Below are 16635 nucleotides of genomic sequence, written 5' to 3'. Positions count from 1 at the left end.
AGTGGTCGCAATCCCCCCTGAGCGTTCTCGGAAATGCCGGTCGGGCCCGGCCTCAGCCGCCCAGCAGCTTGTCCTCGGCCAGGGCCAGCGCCGGTGCCTGGCCGCTGAGCACCAGGGTGTCGCCGCCGGCGAGCACGGTGGCGTCGTCGGCCGGGGCGGTGTGGCCCGAGGCGCGGCGCAGGCTCACCACGCGCACGCCCATGGCCGGCAGCGCGAGGCTGCCCAGGGGCTTGCCCACCCAGCGGCCCGCGCCGGGCAGCGTCAGGCTGTTCAGGCGCTCGTGCTGCAGGTCGTCGGCGGTTTCGTCGTCGGCGCCGTGGAAGTAGCCGCGCAGCAGTTCGTAGCGTGCGTCGCGCTGCTCCTGCACCACGCGGATCACGCGCCGCATGGGCACGCCCACCAGGGCCAGCGCATGGCTGGCGAGCATCAGGCTGGCCTCGATGGCCTCGGGCACCACCTCGGTGGCGCCGCCCGCGCGCAGGCGTTCGATGTCCACGTCGTCGAGCGTGCGCACCACCACCGGCACCCGGGCCGCGTGCTCGCGCGCGTGGTGCAGCACCTTGAGCGCGCTGGCGGTGTCGAGGTAGGTGACCACCACCGCGCTTGCGCGGTGCAGGCCGGCGGCGATCAGGGCCTGCAGGCGCGCCGCGTCGCCGAACACCACCGAATGGCCGGCCGCCGCGGCCTGGCGCACGCGGTCGGGGTCGAGGTCGAGCGCCATGTAAGGGATGTTCTCGGCCTCGAGCAGGCGCGCCAGGTTCTGCCCGCAGCGGCCGTAGCCGCAGATGATCACGTGCTTGTCCGCGTTGATCGCCTTGCGTGCGATCGCGGTCATCTGCACCGACTGCATCAGCCAGTCGCTGCCCACCAGCCGCGTGACGATGCGGTTGCTGTAGAGGATGACGAAGGGTGTGAGCAGCATGGAGATCACCATGCTCGCCAGGATGGGGTTGAACAGCTCGGGCGGCACCAGCCGGTTCTGCGCCGCCAGCGACAGCAGCACCAGCCCGAACTCGCCCGCCTGCGCCAGGTACAGGCCGGTGCGCAGCGCGGTGCCCATGGGCGCGCCGAACAGGCGCGTGAGCGCGGTGATCAACACCAGCTTGATGCCCAGCGAGACCACCAGCAGGAACAGCACCAGCGCCCAGCGCTCGATCACCGGCTCCCAGTCGAGCAGCATGCCGATGGTGATGAAGAACAGGCCCAGCAGCACGTCGTGGAAGGGCCGGATATCGGTCTCCACCTGGTGCTTGTATTCGGTCTCGGCGATCAGCATGCCCGCCACGAAGGCCCCCAGCGCGAGCGACAGCCCGGCGTGCTCGGTGAGCCAGGCCAGGCCCAGCGTGATCAGCAGCAGATTGAGCATGAAAAGCTCGTCGCTCTTGCGCCGCGCCACCAGCGTGAGCCACCAGCGCATGAGCCTGCGCCCGCCCGTGAGCAGCAGGCCCAGCAGCACCGCGGCCTTGAGCAGGGCCAGGCCGAGCGCGGTCATGAGCACCTCGGGCGGCGCCGACAGCGCCGGGATCAGCACCAGCAGCGGCACCACGGCGAGGTCCTGGAACAGCAGCACGCCCATCACGCGCTTGCCGTGTTCGGACTCGAGCTCGAGCCGCTCGGCCATGAGCTTGATCACGATCGCCGTGCTGCTCATGGCCATCACGCCACCGAGCGCCACGCCGGCCTGCCACGACAGGTTCCACCAGCGCGGCAGCAGCCAGCCCAGGGCCAGCGTGGCCCCCAGCGTGAGCAGCATGGTGGCCGCCACCTGCGACAGCCCGAGCCCGAACACGTGGCGCCGCATGGCGCGCAGCTTGGGCAGACTGAACTCCAGCCCGATCACGAACATCAGGAACACCACGCCGAACTCGGCGAGGTAGCGCAGGCCGCTGGAGTTCTGGGCCAGCGCCAGCGCGTTCGGCCCGATCAGCACGCCCACCGCCAGGTAACCCAGCATCGGCGGCAGCTTGACGCTGCGGCAGGCCACCACCGCCAGCACGGCGGCCAACAGGTACAGCAGTGCCAGGTCGAGCGAGGTCATGCGGCGATGGTAAGGGCGCACGGCCCGTGCGGCCTCGGGGTTTGCAGGCCCGCGGCGATAATCCCGCGCATGTCTGTCACGCCCCCGATCGATGCCGCGCGCGTGCGGCAACTCGCCGTCGACACCCTGCAGATCGAGGCCGAGGCCGTCGCGGCGCTGGCGCAGCGCGTGGACGGCGGCTTCGTCGAGGCCGTGCGCCTGCTGCTGGCCTGCCGCGGCCGCGCGGTGGTGATGGGCATGGGCAAGAGCGGCCACATCGGTCGCAAGCTCGCGGCCACGCTGGCGTCCACCGGCACCCCCGCCATGTTCGTGCACCCGGCCGAAGCCAGCCACGGCGACCTGGGCATGATCACCGCGGCCGACGCCGTGCTCGCCCTCAGCAACTCGGGCGAAAGCCAGGAGCTCACCGCCATCCTGCCCTTCATCAAGCGCCTGGGCGTGCCCCTGATCGCCTTCACGGGTCGGGCCGATTCCACCCTGGGCCGCCACGCCGACGTGGTGCTCGACACCTCGGTGGCGCGCGAAGCCTGCCCGCACAACCTCGCGCCCACCACCAGCACCACGGCGCAGCTCGCCATGGGCGACGCGCTCGCGGTGGCCGTGCTCGACGCGCGCGGCTTCAAGGCCGACGACTTTGCGCGCTCGCACCCGGGCGGCGCACTCGGCCGCAAGCTGCTCACGCACGTGAGCGACGTGATGCGCAGCGGTGCCGACGTGCCGCGCGTGTCGCCCGACACCGGCCTCATGGACCTCATGCGCGAGATCAGCGCCAAGGGCCTGGGCATGGCCGCGGTGGTCGAGGGCGAACGCGCCATCGGCATCTTCACCGACGGCGACCTGCGCCGCCTGATCGAGCGCCACGGCAGCGGCGGCGACCTGCGCACGCTCACCGCGCGCGAGGTGATGCACGCCCGGCCCAGCACCGTGACCGCCGACGCGCTGGCCGTGGAAGCGGCCGAGCTCATGGAGGCCCGCCGCATCACCAGCGTGCTGGTGGTGGACGCCCAGGGGCGGCTGGTGGGTGCGCTCAACAGCAACGACCTCATGCGGGCCAAGGTGATCTGAGCATGAGCGCCGCCCTGCCGCCCGCGCTGCGTTTCGCGCCCGAACTGCTGCTGCGCGCCCAACCGGTGCGCCTGGCCATCTTCGACGTCGACGGCGTGCTCACCGATGGCAGCCTCTTCTTCTCCGACACCGGCGAGACCCTCAAGCGTTTTCACACGCTCGACGGCCACGGCCTCAAGCTGCTGCAGCGCCACGGCATCGTGCCCGCGGTGATCAGCGGCCGCGACAGCCAGCCGCTGCGGCTGCGCCTGGACGCGCTGGGCATCACCCAGCGGCGCCTGGGCACCGAAGACAAGCTGCCCGCGGCCCAGGCCATGCTCGAAGCGCTGGGCCTGGACTGGAGCCAGGTCGCCGCCATGGGCGACGACTGGCCCGACCTGCCGGTGATGCGACGCGCCGCCATTGCCTGCGCCCCGCCCGCCGCGCACGACGAGGTGCGGGCCATCGCCCATCACGTCACCGCGCGCGCCGGCGGCGAGGGCGCCGCGCGCGAGTTCTGCGATCTGCTGCTGATGGCGCGCGGCGCCTACGCGGCCGAGCTGGCCCGGGTCGGCTGAAGGCGCGCGGTGAACGCCGAAGACGACTTCGACCTGATCCCGGGGCTGGACCGCACCCCGGCGCCACCCGCGCGCCGCCGCCGCGCGCCCTGGTGGGACCGGCTTTCGATCTACCTGCCGCTGATCCTCATGGGCGTGCTAGCGCTGGGCTCGTACTGGCTGCTGCGCGCCACGCCCAAGGCCCCGGAGCCCGAGCCCGCCAAGCCCGCGAGCGGCGAGCCCGACTACTTCATGCGCCGTTTCTCGGTACGCAACTTCGACGCCAACGGCCAGCTCAGGGCCGAAGTGCAGGGCGACGAGGCGCGCCACCACCCCGACGACGACCGCGTCGAGATCGACCGCGCGCGCGTGCGCAACTTCGGCGACAACGGCTCCACCACCGTGGCCACGGCCCAGCGCCTCACCACCAACGCCGACAACACGCGCTTCGTGCTCGAAGGCAATGCCGTGGTGATCCGCGAAGGCGGGCGCGACGCCCAGGGCCAGCCGCTGCCGCGCCTGGAGTTCCGAGGCGAATACCTGCTGATCGAAACCGAGCCCCAGGAGCGCGTGAGCTCCGACCAGCCGGTCGAGTTGATCCGCGACGGCGACCGCCTCAACGCGCAGAACATGGTCTACAACGGCGAAACCGGCCAGGCCGATTTCAAAGGCCGTGTACGCGTGCAACTCCTGCCCAGGCCCGCCCCATGAACCCGCCCACCGACACCGCCACCCCGCTGGCCTTCATCACCGGTGCGTCCAGCGGCATCGGCCAGGCGCTGGCCGCTCGCTTCGCCCGCGCCGGCCACCGCCTCGCGCTGGTGGCGCGCCGCAGCGAAGAGCTGCAGGCCTGGGCGCAGGCCCAGGGATGGGGCGAGGACCGCTGCTGCGTCTACCGCGCCGACGTGGCCGACACCGAGAGCATCGTCGCCGCGGGTCGGGCCTGCCTGGCACGCCAGGGTGTGCCCGATGTCGTGATCGCCAACGCGGGCATCAGCGTCGGCATGGACACGGCCGAGCGCGACGACCTCGATGTGATGGCGCGCACCTTCGCCACCAACAACCTTGGCATGGCCGCCACCTTCCACCCCTTCGTGGCGCCCATGCGCGAGCGGGGTCGCGGGGCCCTCGTGGGCATTGCGAGCGTGGCCGCGATCCGCGGCCTGCCGGGCCACGGCGCGTACTGCGCGAGCAAGGCCGCGGTGGTGAGCTACTGCGAAAGCCTGCGTGGCGAGCTGCGCGCCAGCGGTGTGGCCGTGGTGACGCTGCTGCCCGGTTACGTGGACACGCCGCTCACGCGCGAGAACCGCTACCGCATGCCCTTTCTCATGACGCCTGCGGCCTTTGCGGACCAGGCGTTTTCGGCCATCGAGGCGCGTGCGAGCTACCGCGTCATCCCGTGGCAGATGGGTGTGGTGGCCAAGCTGCTGCGCGCGCTGCCAAACGCCTGGTTCGACCGCGTGCTGGCCGGACGGCCGCGCAAGCACCGCCAGGGCGAAGGCCGCGCCTGACGCGGCCTAGGGGTTTACCCGTGGCGTTGTGAAGCGCCCACGAAAAAGCCCCGGGGCGGGCTGCCTCGGGGCTTTCGAACCCGGGGGGTGGGGCGATCAGTAACCGCCGCGGCCACCGCCGCCATCGCGACGGCCGCCGTTGCCGTAGGGGCTGCGGAAGCCGCCGTCCTGGCCGCCGCCGTAGCCGCCACCGCCGCCTTCGCGACGGCCGCCACCGAAGCCGCCGCCACCGCTGCGCGGGGGACGGGCTTCCATCGGACGGGCTTCGTTGACCACCAGGCTGCGGCCGCCGAGCGACTGGCCGTTCATGCCCTGGATGGCGGCCTGCGCCTCGGCATCGCTGCCCATCTCGACGAAGCCGAAGCCCTTGGAGCGGCCGGTCTCGCGCTCCATCATGACTTTGGCGCTGTTCACCGAGCCGAAGGCCTCGAAGGCTTGTTGCAGGTCTTCGTCGCGCACTTGATAAGGCAGATTGCCGACGTAAAGCTTGTTGCCCATGAAAAGGGACTCCTCAAAACACTGATAAGAAGCGATGGAGCCCCGTCGTCCGGCACACGAATGCAGCGCGCGAAACCAACCGATCACTTGACATGCCGCCGCTCCAACGGCAGCCGGGGCATTATGCGCCGTTTGTCTAAAAGGGGGTGACAAATTTCCCGGCGGCGCCTTGCGCTGCCGGCCGCGATGCGCCGTTACAACAAGCGCCGCCGCTATACTGCCGCCTCAGCGCCGATTTGATTCCGGATTGCGGGCGCTCAACAAATGCCGCTAAAGGGGAGCTCGGAGATGCCCGGTCTGCCTTTTGGCGGCACCGGGTTTTTTGTTTTCTGGGCCTGCCTGGCAGGCAAACGCGCTTGATCGTCACCCCCGTCACCCACCGCTTCGACCAGCCGCTGCGCCTGCGCAGCGGGGCTGTGCTGCCGGCCTACGAACTGGTGGTCGAAACCTACGGCAGCCTCAACGCCGACAAATCCAACGCCGTGCTGGTGTGCCACGCGCTCAACGCCTCGCACCACGTGGCCGGCTTCCACGCCGACGCCAACGGCCAGCCGCTGGCGCGCAGCGAGGGCTGGTGGCACAACATGATCGGCCCGGGCAAGCCGGTGGACACCAACCGCTTCTTCGTGATCGGCGTCAACAACCTGGGTTCGTGCTTCGGCTCGACCGGGCCCACGCACACCAACCCGGCCACGGGCCAGGCCTGGGGCGCCGACTTCCCCGTGGTGACGGTGGAGGACTGGGTCGATGCCCAGGCCCGGCTGCTCGACGCCCTGGGCATCGAAACGCTGGCCGCGGTCATGGGCGGCAGCCTGGGCGGCATGCAGACGCTGTCGTGGACCCTGCAGTACCCCGAGCGCGTGCGCCACGCCGTGGTGGTGGCCAGCGCACCCAACCTCACCGCCGAGAACATCGCCTTCAACGAGGTGGCGCGCCGCGCCATCGTGACCGACCCCGACTTCCACGGCGGCCACTACCTGCGCGAAGGCACGCTGCCGCGGCGCGGCCTGCGCATCGCGCGCATGATCGGCCACATCACCTACCTCAGCGATGACGTGATGAACGAGAAGTTCGGCCGCACCCTGCGCGCGGCCGACGGCGCCGACCCCGCGGCCGTGGCCGAGCTCGCCTACCGCTACTCCACCACCGATGTCGAGTTCCAGATCGAGAGCTACCTGCGCTACCAGGGCGACAAGTTCAGCGAGTACTTCGACGCCAACACCTACCTGCTGATCACGCGCGCGCTCGACTACTTCGACCCCGCGCGCGACTTCGACGGCAACCTCAGCGCGGCGCTCGCGCGCGCGCAGGCGAAGTTCCTGCTCGTGAGCTTCAGCACCGACTGGCGCTTCTCGCCCGCGCGCAGCCGCGAAATCGTGAAGGCGCTGCTGGAGAACCGGCGCGAGGTGAGCTACTGCGAGATCGACGCGCCCCACGGGCACGACGCCTTCCTGCTCGACGACGCGCGCTACCACGCGGCCGTGCGCAGCTACTTCGACCACACCATCGGCAAGGGGCTGTGATGAGCGAACGCGACGTGCTCGAATCCATCGCGCGCCTGGTGCCCCCGGGCTCGCGCGTGCTCGACCTCGGCTGCGGCGATGGCGCCCTGCTGGCCCACCTGCAGGCCACGCGCGGCTGCACCGGCTACGGCGTCGAGATCGACGACGCCGAGGTGCAGGCCTGCCTGCGCCGCGGTGTGAACGTGCTGCAGCTCAACCTCGAAGACGGCCTGACCATGTTCGGCGACAACGCCTTCGACGTGGTGCTGCAGATCGACACCCTGCAGCACCTGCGCAATGCGGAGACCATGCTGCGCGAGACCGCGCGCGTGGGCCGCATCGGCATCGTGGCCTTCCCCAATTTCGCCCACTGGCCCAACCGGCTCGCGGTGCTGCAGGGCCGCATGCCGGTGACGCGGCGCCTGCCCTACCAGTGGTACGACACGCCCAACATCCGCGTCGGCACACACGCCGACTTCGAGGTGCTGGCGCGCCGCAACGGGCTCACCATCGAGGACAGCTTCGGCCTGCAGGCCGGGCGCGAGGTGCGTTTCCTGCCCAACCTGCTGGCCAGCACGGCGGTGTTCCGCTTCTCCAACTGAGCGCGGCGCGCGCCTCAGCCCGTGGCGTTCTCGCGCGCCGCGTCGGCCGCGAAATCGCCGTCGGGCGTGTGGCGGCCGAAGTCGCCGTAGACCTCGGCGAAGCTGCGCACGATCGCCTCCAGCGGCAGGTCGTCGAAGCTGCCGCGCTGGTTCACGTACTCCATGTGGCGCTGCCCCGCGCGGTCGTAGGGGTGGTACAGCGAATCGTGCACGCCGTCGAAGTCCAGCGGCAGCAGGCCGAACTTCTCGCACAGCGAAAGGTTGAAGGCGGGCGTCGCCTTGCGCCAGGCGCCGTCGATCCAGAGCTCGGTGTAGCCGTGCCAGACGAACAGATCGCTGCCGCCCATGGCCCGGCGCAGCTTTTCGGTGGACATGTGGTTCTTCACGTCGGCGAAGCCCAGCCGGGCGGGAATGCCCGCGGCGCGTGCCACCGCGGCCAGCAGCACCGCCTTGGGCACGCACCAGCCGTGGCCCTGCAGCAGGGCGGTGCTCGCGCACATGCCCTGGGGTGATAGGTCGATGCGGTAGGGGTCGTAGCGGATCCGGTCGCGCACGGCCAGGTTCAGGGCCACGGCGCGCTCGCGCACGCTGCCGCCCGGATCGTGCGCGCGCGCGAAATCGCGCACCGCGGGGTGGTCGCTGTCGATCGCCGGGGTGGGGTTCAGGTGCTCGGTCATGGGCGCACGGTAGCAGAGCGGCCGCCCCGCGCTGTGCATGCTTTGGTATTCCAGCCGCCCGCGAAGGGCCGCCTGAACAGCGTTCGGACCGCGTCAACGGTCGAAATGCCGGCCTTTTCCGGACTTCAGCCCAGGCGCTGCGCGCCGATAGTGCTGAGACCACCCCCATTTCGAGGACCGACCATGGACATGCGCAACGAAGCCACCCACATCGCCCGCCAGGACGGCGCCCGCGCCGCCAGCGCCCAGCAGGGCAGTGCCGAATTCCTGACCTTCCGCCTGGGCGCCGAGGAGTACGGCATCGACATCCTGCGGGTGCAGGAAATCCGCTCGTACGAAGAGCCCACCCGCATCGCCAATGCGCCGAGCTTCATCAAAGGCGTGGTCAACCTGCGCGGCGTCATCGTTCCGGTCGTGGACCTGCGCGTCAAGCTGGGCTGCGAGAAGGTGGAATACAACGGCTTCACGGTCGTGATCGTGCTCAACGTGCGCGGCCGCGTGGTCGGCGCCGTGGTCGACTCGGTGTCCGACGTGCTCGAGCTGTCGGGCGAACACATCAAGCCCGCGCCCGAGATGAACACCTCGGTCGACACCAGCTTCATCACCGGCATCGGCAGCGTGGGTGAACGCATGCTGATCCTCATGGATATCGAAGCGCTGATGTCCAGCGCCGACATGGGCCTGATGGACAGCGCCCAGGTCCTGCAATAAACCCATTCCCGGCGGCCCTGCGGAGGAGGCTTTCCCCATGACCCTTGCCAAGAACACCGTGTCGATCGCACGGCGACTGTCCCTTCAGGCCGTGGCCCTGCTGGCCGTCACGCTGGGCGTGATCAGCGTCGGCATGGCGCTGGTGGCCGAAGGCCGCTCGCGCGAGGCCGCGATGCAGGCCGCCGGCGACAAGGCTGCGGCCGTGGCCAATTCGGTCGACGCCTTCGACGCGACCGCGCGCCTGATGGCCGAGCGCGCCTACCGCCCGTTCCGTCAGAAGTTTGCCGACGTCTTCGAACTCGACTCGGCCAACAACATGCTCAAGCACTGGGGCATGCTGCTCAATGGCGACCACAGCGAGGTCGACAGCTTCAACAAGAGCAACGGTGGCGTGGCCACCATCTTCATGCGCAAGGGCGACGACTTCGAGCGCATCGCCACCTCGCTCAAGAAGGAAGACGGCTCGCGCGCCGTGGGCACCCTGCTCGCGCGCACCAGCCCGGCCTACCCGCTGATGGTCAAAGGCGAGTCGTACACCGGCCGTGCCGTGCTGTTCGGCAAGGCCTACATGACGCACTACGAGCCGGTGAAAGACGCCGCCGGCAAGGTCGTCGGCATCCTCTTCATCGGTTTCGACATCACCGACTTCCAGGCCTCGCTCGACAAGCTGGTGGCCGAGTCGACCTACTTCGAGAGCGGCGGCACGGTCATCATCGACCCGCGCAAGTCCAACGACGAAGCCGTGTTCATTTCGCACCCGCGCGCCGCGGGCAAGAAGGTGCTCGAGGTCTACCCGCAGGCCGGCCCCACGCTGGACGCGCTGCGCGGCGACGACAGCATGTCCGTGCACGACGCCGTGCCCCTGTTCAACGACGGCATGAGCGACCCCTGGCACGTCAAGCGCACCACCCGCGCGGGCGGCTGGTGGGTGCTGGCCGAGGTGTCCGAGGGCGAGGCCATGGCCCGCCACTGGCGCACCATGTACGTGTTCTGGGGCTTGCTGGCCGCGGCCGCGGGCCTGCTGGGCCTGGGCCTGTTCGTGCTGATCCGCCGCAACGTGAGCCTGCCGCTGCGCGAGCTCACCGGCGCGGTCACCAGCGTGTCGCAGGGCGACCTCACGCGCGCCTTCCACAGCGATCGCCGCGACGAGGTGGGCACCCTGGTGCGCGAGGTCGAGGCCATGCGCCAGCGCTTCCTCGACATGATGCGCAACCTGCGCAGCGCCGCCGACAGCATCGGCACCGCGAGCAGCGAGATCGCCAGCGGCAACCAGGACCTGAGCGCGCGCACCGAGCAGACGGCCTCGAACCTGCAGGAGACCGCGGCCAGCATGGAGCAGCTCACGAGCACGGTGCGCAACAGCGCCGATGCGGCGCGGCAAGCCAACCAGCTCGCGGCCTCGGCCGCGGAGATCGCCCAGCGCGGCGGCTCGGTGGTCTCGCAGGTGGTCACGACCATGGACGAGATCAACAGCGCGTCCAAGAAGATCAACGACATCATCGGCGTGATCGATGGCATCGCGTTCCAGACCAACATCCTCGCGCTCAACGCGGCGGTGGAAGCGGCGCGCGCCGGTGAACAGGGCCGTGGCTTCGCGGTGGTGGCCGGCGAGGTGCGCAACCTCGCGCAGCGCAGCGCGGAGGCGGCCAAGGAGATCAAGGGCCTGATCGGTGCGAGCGTGGAGAAGGTGGAGACCGGCAGCCAGCTGGTGGCCGACGCGGGCCAGACCATGGGCGAGATCGTGGCCTCGGTGCAGCGGGTGACGGACATCATCGGCGAGATCACGGCCGCGGCCGGCGAGCAGAGCGACGGCATCGGCCAGGTCAACGTGGCGGTGAGCCAGCTCGACCAGATGACGCAGCAGAACGCGGCGCTGGTGGAAGAGAGCGCGGCCGCCGCGCAAAGCCTCAAGGAACAGGCGAACCGCCTGGCCCAGGTGGTGCAGGTCTTCAAGCTCGACGGCCATGCCTTCGCGTCGGCCGCGAGCCCGGCCCCGGTGGTGCGTTCGGCACCCGTCGCGAGCGCGCCGAAGAAGGCGCCCGCAGGCCCGGCCAAGGCGCCGGCGGCCAAGCCGGTGGCTGTGGCGGCACCGGCGGCGGCACCGCTGCGCAAACCCGCCCTTGCCTCGGCCACCCGCGCCGAACCCGTCAGCAGCCCCGCCCGCGCCGCCGATGACGGCGAATGGGAAAGCTTCTGACCGCGCGCGTCCTACACAACGATCAGGGGAGATTCGCATGCAGAACTTCATGCGCCAGTTCACCATCCGCTTCCGCATGATCGGTGCCATCGCCGTGGTGCTGGCCCTGCTCGCCTCGGTGGGCGGCGCGGGCCTGTGGGGCATGTCGCGCCTGTCGGCCGTGGCCGACGAGTTCTCGCAACACGCCTTCCGCGAGACCACCACGCTGTCGCACCTCAAGGCCGCCATGGGCGAGATCGTCCGGCACGAGAAGGACATGGTCATCGCCTATGAAAAGCCCGAGCAGGTGGCCGCGGCCAAGGCCAAGTGGCAGGCCGCCTACGACGACGCCGCGGTGCAGGCCCAGGGCATGCTCGCGGGCGAAGAAGACGCCGACAACCCGCTGGTGCGCGAACTGCAGAAGGAACTCGAGGCCTACATGGCCGCGGTGGAGCCGGTGTCGCGCCAGCTCGCCGACGGCGGCTACGAGACCGCCACCATCGCCAACCGCATGCTCGGCCGCGCGCACGAGCGCTACAACACCGCGCTGCTCACGCTCGAACGCCTCGAGTCTGCGTTGGCCGAAGAGGTGAAGGCGCTCGAAGACGAAAGCGCGTCGGCCAACCGCATGACCGCCTGGGTGTTCGGCGTGGCGCTGGTGCTGGCCATGGTGATCGTGGTGCCCACCACGCTGGCCAACATGAGCAGCATCTGCGGCCCGCTCGACCGCGCGCGCCGCCTGGCCGACGCCATCGCCGCGAGCGACCTCACGCAGCGTGTGGACGACCAGGGCCGCGACGAGGTGGCGCAGCTCATGCGCGCGCTCGGCGCCATGCAGGGTTCGCTGAGCCGCATCGTGCACGAGGTGCGCAGCAGCACCGACAGCATCGGCACCGCGAGCAGCGAGATCGCCAGCGGCAACCAGGACCTCTCGGGCCGCACCGAGCAGGCCGCGAGCAGCCTGCAGCAGACGGCGGCCAGCATGGACCAGCTCAGCAGCACCGTGCGCCACAGCGCCGACTCGGCGCGCCAGGCGAGCCAGATGGCCGCGGCCAACGCCGACGTGGCCACGCGCGGCGGCCAGGTGGTGGGCCAGGTGGTGCAGACCATGCAGGACATCCAGCACAGCAGCCAGAAGATCGGCGACATCATCGGTGTGATCGATGGCATCGCCTTCCAGACCAACATCCTCGCCCTCAACGCCGCGGTGGAAGCCGCGCGTGCCGGCGAGCAGGGGCGCGGCTTCGCGGTGGTGGCTGGCGAGGTGCGCAGCCTGGCGCAGCGCAGCGCCGAAGCGGCCAAGGAGATCAAGGGCCTGATCGGCGCGAGCGTGGAGAAGGTGCACGCGGGCACCGAACTCGTGGCCCAGGCCGGCAGCACCATCACCGAGATCGTGGACAACGCCCAGAAGATCTCGAGCTTCATCGCCGACATCACCACCGCGGCCCAGGAACAGTCGCAGGGCATCGGTCAGGTGAACGCGGCCGTGGGCCAGCTCGACCAGATGACGCAGCAGAACGCGGCGCTGGTGGAACAGAGCGCGGCCGCGGCCGAAAGCCTGCGCGAGCAGGCCGGCCGGCTGGCCGAGGTGGTGCGGGTGTTCCGCGTGGCCTGAGGGCGCGCCACCCTGCGCCGCCGCGGCGCGGCCATCACGGCCCTGTCACGGTCTGCCTATACTTCTCCGGTCGGGTACCCGGGGGAGTGCAACCAGCGCTTGCCGGCCTCCCGCTCAGGAGATCGCCATGAACGCTCGCCTCCCCCAGCCCCTTCCCCTCGAGCCCGGCGCGCTGCAGGCGCACGTGGACACCGCCTGGCGCGAGCGCATCGTGCCGGCGCTGGTCGACTACATCGCCGTGCCGGCCAAATCCCCCGCGTTCGATGCCGACTGGGCCGCCCACGGCCTGCTCGAGCGCGTGCTGCAATCGGCCGCCGACTGGGTGGCGGCGCAGAAGGTGCCGGGCCTGTCGCTCGAGGTGATCCGCCTGAACGACGCACGGGGCAAGCCGCGCACGCCGGTGCTGTTCTTCGAATTGCCCGCCAGCGCCGGCCGCGACGGCACGCCGGCCCCGGCCTCGGGCCAGACCGTGCTGATGTATGGCCACCTCGACAAACAACCGGAGTTCACCGGCTGGCGCAGCGACCTGGGTCCCTGGACGCCCAAGATCGACGACGGCAAGCTCTACGGCCGCGGCGGCGCCGACGACGGCTACGCGGTGTACGCGAGCATCGCGGCCATCCAGGCGCTGCAGGCCCAGGGCGTGGCGCACCCGCGCATCGTGGGCCTGATCGAGACCTGCGAAGAAAGCGGCTCGGGCGATCTGCTGCCTTACGTGGACGCGCTGCGCCCGCGCCTGGGCGACGTGGGCCTGGTGATCTGCCTCGACAGCGGCGCCGGCAACTACGACCAGCTCTGGCTCACCACCAGCCTGCGCGGCATGGCCAGTGGCGTGCTCAAGGTCGAGATCCTCACCGAAGGCATCCACTCGGGCGACGCCTCGGGCCTGGTGCCTTCGAGCTTTCGCATCATGCGCCAGGTGCTCGACCGGCTCGAAGACAGCGCCACCGGCCGCCTGCTGCCCGCGAGCTTCCACTGCGAGGTGCCGGCCGAGCGCATCGAGCAGGCGCGCGCCACCGCGGCCATCCTGGGCGAAGAGATCTACAAGCGCTTCCCCTGGGCCCACCACGATTGCGGCGGCAGCACGCTGTTCGCGCTGCCCACCACCACCGACCCGGTCGAGGCCCTGCTCAACCGCACCTGGCGCCCCACGCTGAGCGTGACCGGCGCCGAGGGCTTCCCGGCGCTCAAGGACGCGGGCAACGTGCTGCGCCCCTACACCGCCTTCAAGCTCAGCCTGCGCTTGCCGCCGCTGGTGGACGCGGCGGCCGCGGTGCAGCAGCTCAAGGCCCTGCTCGAAGACAACGCGCCTTACCAGGCCAAGGTCACTTTCGCGGGCGAAGGCGCGGCCAGCGGCTGGAACGCGCCCGCCACCACGCCCTGGTTCGAGCAGGCGCTGCAGGACGCCTCGCAGGCGCACTTCGGTGCGGCCTGCGGCACCATCGGCCAGGGCGGCACCATTCCGCTCATGAACATGCTGAGCCAGGGCTTCCCGAGCGCGCAGATGATGGTCTGCGGCGTGCTCGGCCCCAAGAGCAACGCGCACGGCCCCAACGAGTTCCTGCACCTCGACTACGCGCGCCGCCTCACCGCGAGCGTGGCGCAGGTGATCGCGCGCATGCCCTGAACCCGGGCCTCCATGACCGACACCACCCAGGCCCCCTTCACCGCGCGCGACGGCTACAACCTCGCGCTCTACGACTGGCCCCTGTCTTCGCGCGCGCAGCCGCGCGGCGTGGTGCTGATCGTGCACGGTCTGGGTGAACACGCCTGGCGCTACAACGAGCTCGCGCAGCAGCTCAACGACTGGGGCTTCTTCGTGCGCGCCTACGACCAGCGCGGCCACGGCGACTCGGGCGGCGAGCCCGGCGTGCTGCCCGAGGACGACACGCTGCTCGACGACCTGTTCGAGGTGGTGGACGACACGCGGCGGCGGCTGGCCGAGCGCTGGAACTGCCCGCTGATCCTGCTCGGCCACAGCATGGGCGGGCTCGTGGCCTCGGCCTTCGTGCAGCGCGCGCTGGCGCCGATCGACCTGCTGGTGCTGTCTTCACCCGCGCTCGACACCGGACTCTCGGGCCTCAAGCGCGGCCTGATCGGGCTGATGATGCGCATCGCGCCCGACAAGCCGCTGGGCAACGGCCTGGACCCGGACAAGATCTCGCACGACCCCAAGGTGGTCGAGGCCTACCGCCGCGACCGCCGCGTGCACGACCGCATCAGTGCGCGGCTGGCGCGCTTCATCGACGAGAACGGGCCGCTCGTGGTGCGCGCCGCACCGCGCTGGACCGTGCCCACGCTGCTCATGTACGCGGGCGACGACCGCCTGGTGAGCCCCGCGGGCAGCGAGGCCTTCGCGGCGGCCGCCCCCGCCCAGGTGGTGCACGCGCGCCGCTTCGACGGCCTGTACCACGAGATCTTCAACGAGGTGGGCAAGGCCCCGGTGCTGTCTACGCTGCGGGCCTGGCTTCAGGTGCACGCGCCAGCCACCACAGCGCCGCGCCCAGCAGCGCCAGGGGCAGCAGCGACCCCAGGTTGAGCCAGGTCCAGCCCCGGGTGGTCACGAGCGCCCCCGAGGCGAAGGACGTGAAGGCCATGGTGGCGAACACGCCGAAGTTGATCGCGGCCTGTGCGCGGTCTTTCTCCTCGGGCCGCCAGGCCTTCAGCGCCAGCGTGGTGCTGCCGGTGAACAGGAAATTCCAGCCCACGCCGAGCAGGAACAGCGCCGCCAGGAACTGGTGCAGGTTCACGCCCGAGAGCGCGATGCCCACGCACGCGAGGTTGAGCGCCACGCCCACGCCCATCACCGGGAGCGCGCCGAAGCGGCGGATCAGGTGGCCGGTGAAGAAGCCCGGCGCGAACATGCCGATCACGTGCCATTCGAGCACCAGGGCCACGTCTTCGAAGGGCAGGCCGCAGACCTGCATGGCCAGCGGCGTGGCGGCCATGAGCAGGTTCATCACGCCGTAGCCCAGCGCGGCACCCAGCGCGGCCACGATGAACACCGGCTGCCGCGCGATCACCGACAGGGGCCGGCCGCTGTCGCCCGCGCCGCCGCGCGGCGGCGGCGGGGGAAAGCGCAGCAAGGCCATCACGCCCATGGACAGCACGGCCAGCACCGCGAGCGCGAGGTAGGCGCCCGCGAACGGCGCCGCGGTGAGCGCGCGCGTGTGCACCGCGAGGTTGGGCCCCAGCACCGCGCCGACCAGGCCCCCCGCGAGCACCAGCGACACCGCCTTTTCGCGGTCGGGCGGCGCGGCGAGCTCGGCCGCCGCGAAGCGGTAGAGCTGGCCGTTGGCGCTGTAGTAGCCCGCCACCAGCGTGCCCGCCACCAGCAGCCAGAAGCTGCCGACGAACACCGCCGCGGCGCAGACCAGCGAGGACAGCAGGGCCACCAGCAGGCCGAGCTGGAACGAGCCCTGGCGCCCCAGCCGCTGCTGCGCGCGCGCCACCAGCGGCGTGCTCAGCGCCCCGCCCACCACGTAGCCCATCACCGGCAGCGTGGCCATCCAGCCCAGCGGCGCCAGCGACAGCCCGACCAGGCCGTTGATGGTGATGAAGACCACGTTGTTGGTCAGGAACAGGCCTTGCGCGGCGGCAAGCAGCCAGAGGTTTTTGTTCATAAGTGGGCGTTTATACAGAACAAGTCCGCCCTCAAGACGGCCGGGGATCATCCGAAATTGACGCATCGCAGCACGCCGCTG

The 16635-nt window shown here is 70.7% G+C and carries 15 protein-coding genes and 1 riboswitch; of the genes, 11 read left to right on the top strand and 4 right to left on the bottom strand.

The annotated features are described in order from the left end of the window. Positions 1 to 52 precede the first annotated feature (52 nt). Positions 53 to 2038: a monovalent cation:proton antiporter-2 (CPA2) family protein gene (locus tag WDZ95_RS15520; RefSeq protein ID WP_425779676.1), complete on the bottom strand. Its 1986-nt coding sequence runs from the start codon at positions 2036 to 2038 to the stop codon at positions 53 to 55. 69 nt (positions 2039 to 2107) lie between these two features. On the opposite strand from WDZ95_RS15520, the gene WDZ95_RS15515 reads away from it, so the two are divergent. Genes WDZ95_RS15515 through WDZ95_RS15500 form a run of 4 tightly spaced genes read left to right on the top strand, consistent with a single transcriptional unit; the run spans position 2108 to position 5150 of the window. After that, a complete protein-coding gene (locus tag WDZ95_RS15515) occupies positions 2108 to 3103 on the top strand; it encodes a KpsF/GutQ family sugar-phosphate isomerase (protein WP_425779674.1) in 996 nt (331 codons plus the stop codon). A gap of 2 nt (positions 3104 to 3105) precedes the next feature. Next, positions 3106 to 3660 carry a KdsC family phosphatase gene (locus WDZ95_RS15510; protein WP_425779672.1) on the top strand — a complete coding sequence of 185 codons (555 nt, stop codon included), beginning with the start codon at positions 3106 to 3108 and terminating at the stop codon, positions 3658 to 3660. Positions 3661 to 3669: 9 nt separating this feature from the next. After that, on the top strand, positions 3670 to 4350 hold the full coding sequence (gene lptC, locus WDZ95_RS15505; protein ID WP_166229062.1) for an LPS export ABC transporter periplasmic protein LptC: 681 nt from the start codon (positions 3670 to 3672) through the stop codon (positions 4348 to 4350). Beyond that, complete coding sequence (locus WDZ95_RS15500; RefSeq protein ID WP_425779670.1) at positions 4347 to 5150, top strand: SDR family oxidoreductase; 804 nt, start codon at positions 4347 to 4349, stop codon at positions 5148 to 5150. Before lptC ends, WDZ95_RS15500 begins: the two co-directional genes overlap by 4 nt. 96 nt (positions 5151 to 5246) lie before the next feature. Here WDZ95_RS15500 and WDZ95_RS15495 read toward each other — a convergent pair whose 3' ends face one another. Continuing rightward, positions 5247 to 5648 (bottom strand): RNA recognition motif domain-containing protein, encoded by a 402-nt coding sequence (locus tag WDZ95_RS15495; protein WP_166229058.1) that lies wholly within the window; start codon positions 5646 to 5648, stop codon positions 5247 to 5249. A gap of 218 nt (positions 5649 to 5866) precedes the next feature. After that, positions 5867 to 5943: riboswitch (SAM riboswitch) on the top strand. 61 nt (positions 5944 to 6004) lie between these two features. Here WDZ95_RS15495 and metX point away from each other — a divergent pair. Both metX and metW read left to right on the top strand, forming a co-directional pair. After that, on the top strand, positions 6005 to 7171 hold the full coding sequence (gene metX, locus WDZ95_RS15490; RefSeq protein WP_166229056.1) for a homoserine O-succinyltransferase MetX: 1167 nt from the start codon (positions 6005 to 6007) through the stop codon (positions 7169 to 7171). After that, a complete protein-coding gene (metW, locus tag WDZ95_RS15485) occupies positions 7171 to 7752 on the top strand; it encodes a methionine biosynthesis protein MetW (RefSeq protein WP_166229054.1) in 582 nt (193 codons plus the stop codon). Before metX ends, metW begins: the two co-directional genes overlap by 1 nt. A 14-nt stretch (positions 7753 to 7766) precedes the next feature. On the opposite strand, the gene WDZ95_RS15480 is transcribed toward metW, so the two are convergent. Further along, positions 7767 to 8429 carry a transglutaminase domain-containing protein gene (locus tag WDZ95_RS15480; RefSeq protein ID WP_425779667.1) on the bottom strand — a complete coding sequence of 221 codons (663 nt, stop codon included), beginning with the start codon at positions 8427 to 8429 and terminating at the stop codon, positions 7767 to 7769. 183 nt (positions 8430 to 8612) lie between these two features. Between WDZ95_RS15480 and WDZ95_RS15475 the strand changes: the two genes are divergently transcribed. The 5 genes from WDZ95_RS15475 to WDZ95_RS15455 all read left to right on the top strand — a co-directional run bounded on the left by WDZ95_RS15475 (position 8613) and on the right by WDZ95_RS15455 (position 15470). Beyond that, positions 8613 to 9140 carry a chemotaxis protein CheW gene (locus WDZ95_RS15475; protein ID WP_166229050.1) on the top strand — a complete coding sequence of 176 codons (528 nt, stop codon included), beginning with the start codon at positions 8613 to 8615 and terminating at the stop codon, positions 9138 to 9140. Between the two features lie 37 nt (positions 9141 to 9177). Further along, positions 9178 to 11337: a methyl-accepting chemotaxis protein gene (locus WDZ95_RS15470; RefSeq protein WP_425779665.1), complete on the top strand. Its 2160-nt coding sequence runs from the start codon at positions 9178 to 9180 to the stop codon at positions 11335 to 11337. Between the two features lie 37 nt (positions 11338 to 11374). After that, positions 11375 to 12931, top strand: coding sequence for a methyl-accepting chemotaxis protein (locus WDZ95_RS15465; RefSeq protein WP_425779663.1), 1557 nt, complete (start codon positions 11375 to 11377; stop codon positions 12929 to 12931). 127 nt (positions 12932 to 13058) lie between these two features. Beyond that, entirely contained in the window at positions 13059 to 14558 is a 1500-nt protein-coding gene (locus WDZ95_RS15460) for a M20 family metallopeptidase (RefSeq protein WP_425779661.1), read from the top strand. Positions 14559 to 14570: 12 nt separating this feature from the next. Then, positions 14571 to 15470, top strand: coding sequence for a lysophospholipase (locus WDZ95_RS15455; protein WP_425779659.1), 900 nt, complete (start codon positions 14571 to 14573; stop codon positions 15468 to 15470). Here WDZ95_RS15455 and WDZ95_RS15450 read toward each other — a convergent pair. Next, positions 15382 to 16554: an MFS transporter gene (locus WDZ95_RS15450; protein WP_425779657.1), complete on the bottom strand. Its 1173-nt coding sequence runs from the start codon at positions 16552 to 16554 to the stop codon at positions 15382 to 15384. The two genes, WDZ95_RS15455 and WDZ95_RS15450, sit on opposite strands and share 89 nt — an antisense overlap. Between the last annotated feature and the right edge of the window lie 81 nt (positions 16555 to 16635).

Origin of the sequence: Hydrogenophaga sp. T2 (assembly GCF_049843535.1) — a bacterium.
GTDB classification, from domain to species: Bacteria; Pseudomonadota; Gammaproteobacteria; order Burkholderiales; family Burkholderiaceae_C; genus Hydrogenophaga; species Hydrogenophaga crocea.
Note: the sequence above shows the minus strand (reverse complement) of the source record. Positions and strands in the feature narration are given on the sequence as shown.

Excerpts from the sequence above, each read along its gene's own strand:
- WDZ95_RS15500 (WP_425779670.1), top strand. The coding sequence starts at position 4,347 with ATGAACCCGCCCACCGACACCGCCACCCCGCTGGCCTTCATCACCGGT.
- WDZ95_RS15515 (WP_425779674.1), top strand. The coding sequence starts at position 2,108 with ATGTCTGTCACGCCCCCGATCGATGCCGCGCGCGTGCGGCAACTCGCC.
- WDZ95_RS15470 (WP_425779665.1), top strand. The coding sequence starts at position 9,178 with ATGACCCTTGCCAAGAACACCGTGTCGATCGCACGGCGACTGTCCCTT.
- WDZ95_RS15475 (WP_166229050.1), top strand. The coding sequence starts at position 8,613 with ATGGACATGCGCAACGAAGCCACCCACATCGCCCGCCAGGACGGCGCC.
- WDZ95_RS15495 (WP_166229058.1), bottom strand. The coding sequence starts at position 5,648 with ATGGGCAACAAGCTTTACGTCGGCAATCTGCCTTATCAAGTGCGCGAC.
- WDZ95_RS15460 (WP_425779661.1), top strand. The coding sequence starts at position 13,059 with ATGAACGCTCGCCTCCCCCAGCCCCTTCCCCTCGAGCCCGGCGCGCTG.
- WDZ95_RS15455 (WP_425779659.1), top strand. The coding sequence starts at position 14,571 with ATGACCGACACCACCCAGGCCCCCTTCACCGCGCGCGACGGCTACAAC.
- WDZ95_RS15510 (WP_425779672.1), top strand. The coding sequence starts at position 3,106 with ATGAGCGCCGCCCTGCCGCCCGCGCTGCGTTTCGCGCCCGAACTGCTG.
- WDZ95_RS15465 (WP_425779663.1), top strand. The coding sequence starts at position 11,375 with ATGCAGAACTTCATGCGCCAGTTCACCATCCGCTTCCGCATGATCGGT.
- WDZ95_RS15480 (WP_425779667.1), bottom strand. The coding sequence starts at position 8,429 with ATGACCGAGCACCTGAACCCCACCCCGGCGATCGACAGCGACCACCCC.
- WDZ95_RS15450 (WP_425779657.1), bottom strand. The coding sequence starts at position 16,554 with ATGAACAAAAACCTCTGGCTGCTTGCCGCCGCGCAAGGCCTGTTCCTG.
- WDZ95_RS15520 (WP_425779676.1), bottom strand. The coding sequence starts at position 2,038 with ATGACCTCGCTCGACCTGGCACTGCTGTACCTGTTGGCCGCCGTGCTG.
- metW (WP_166229054.1), top strand. The coding sequence starts at position 7,171 with ATGAGCGAACGCGACGTGCTCGAATCCATCGCGCGCCTGGTGCCCCCG.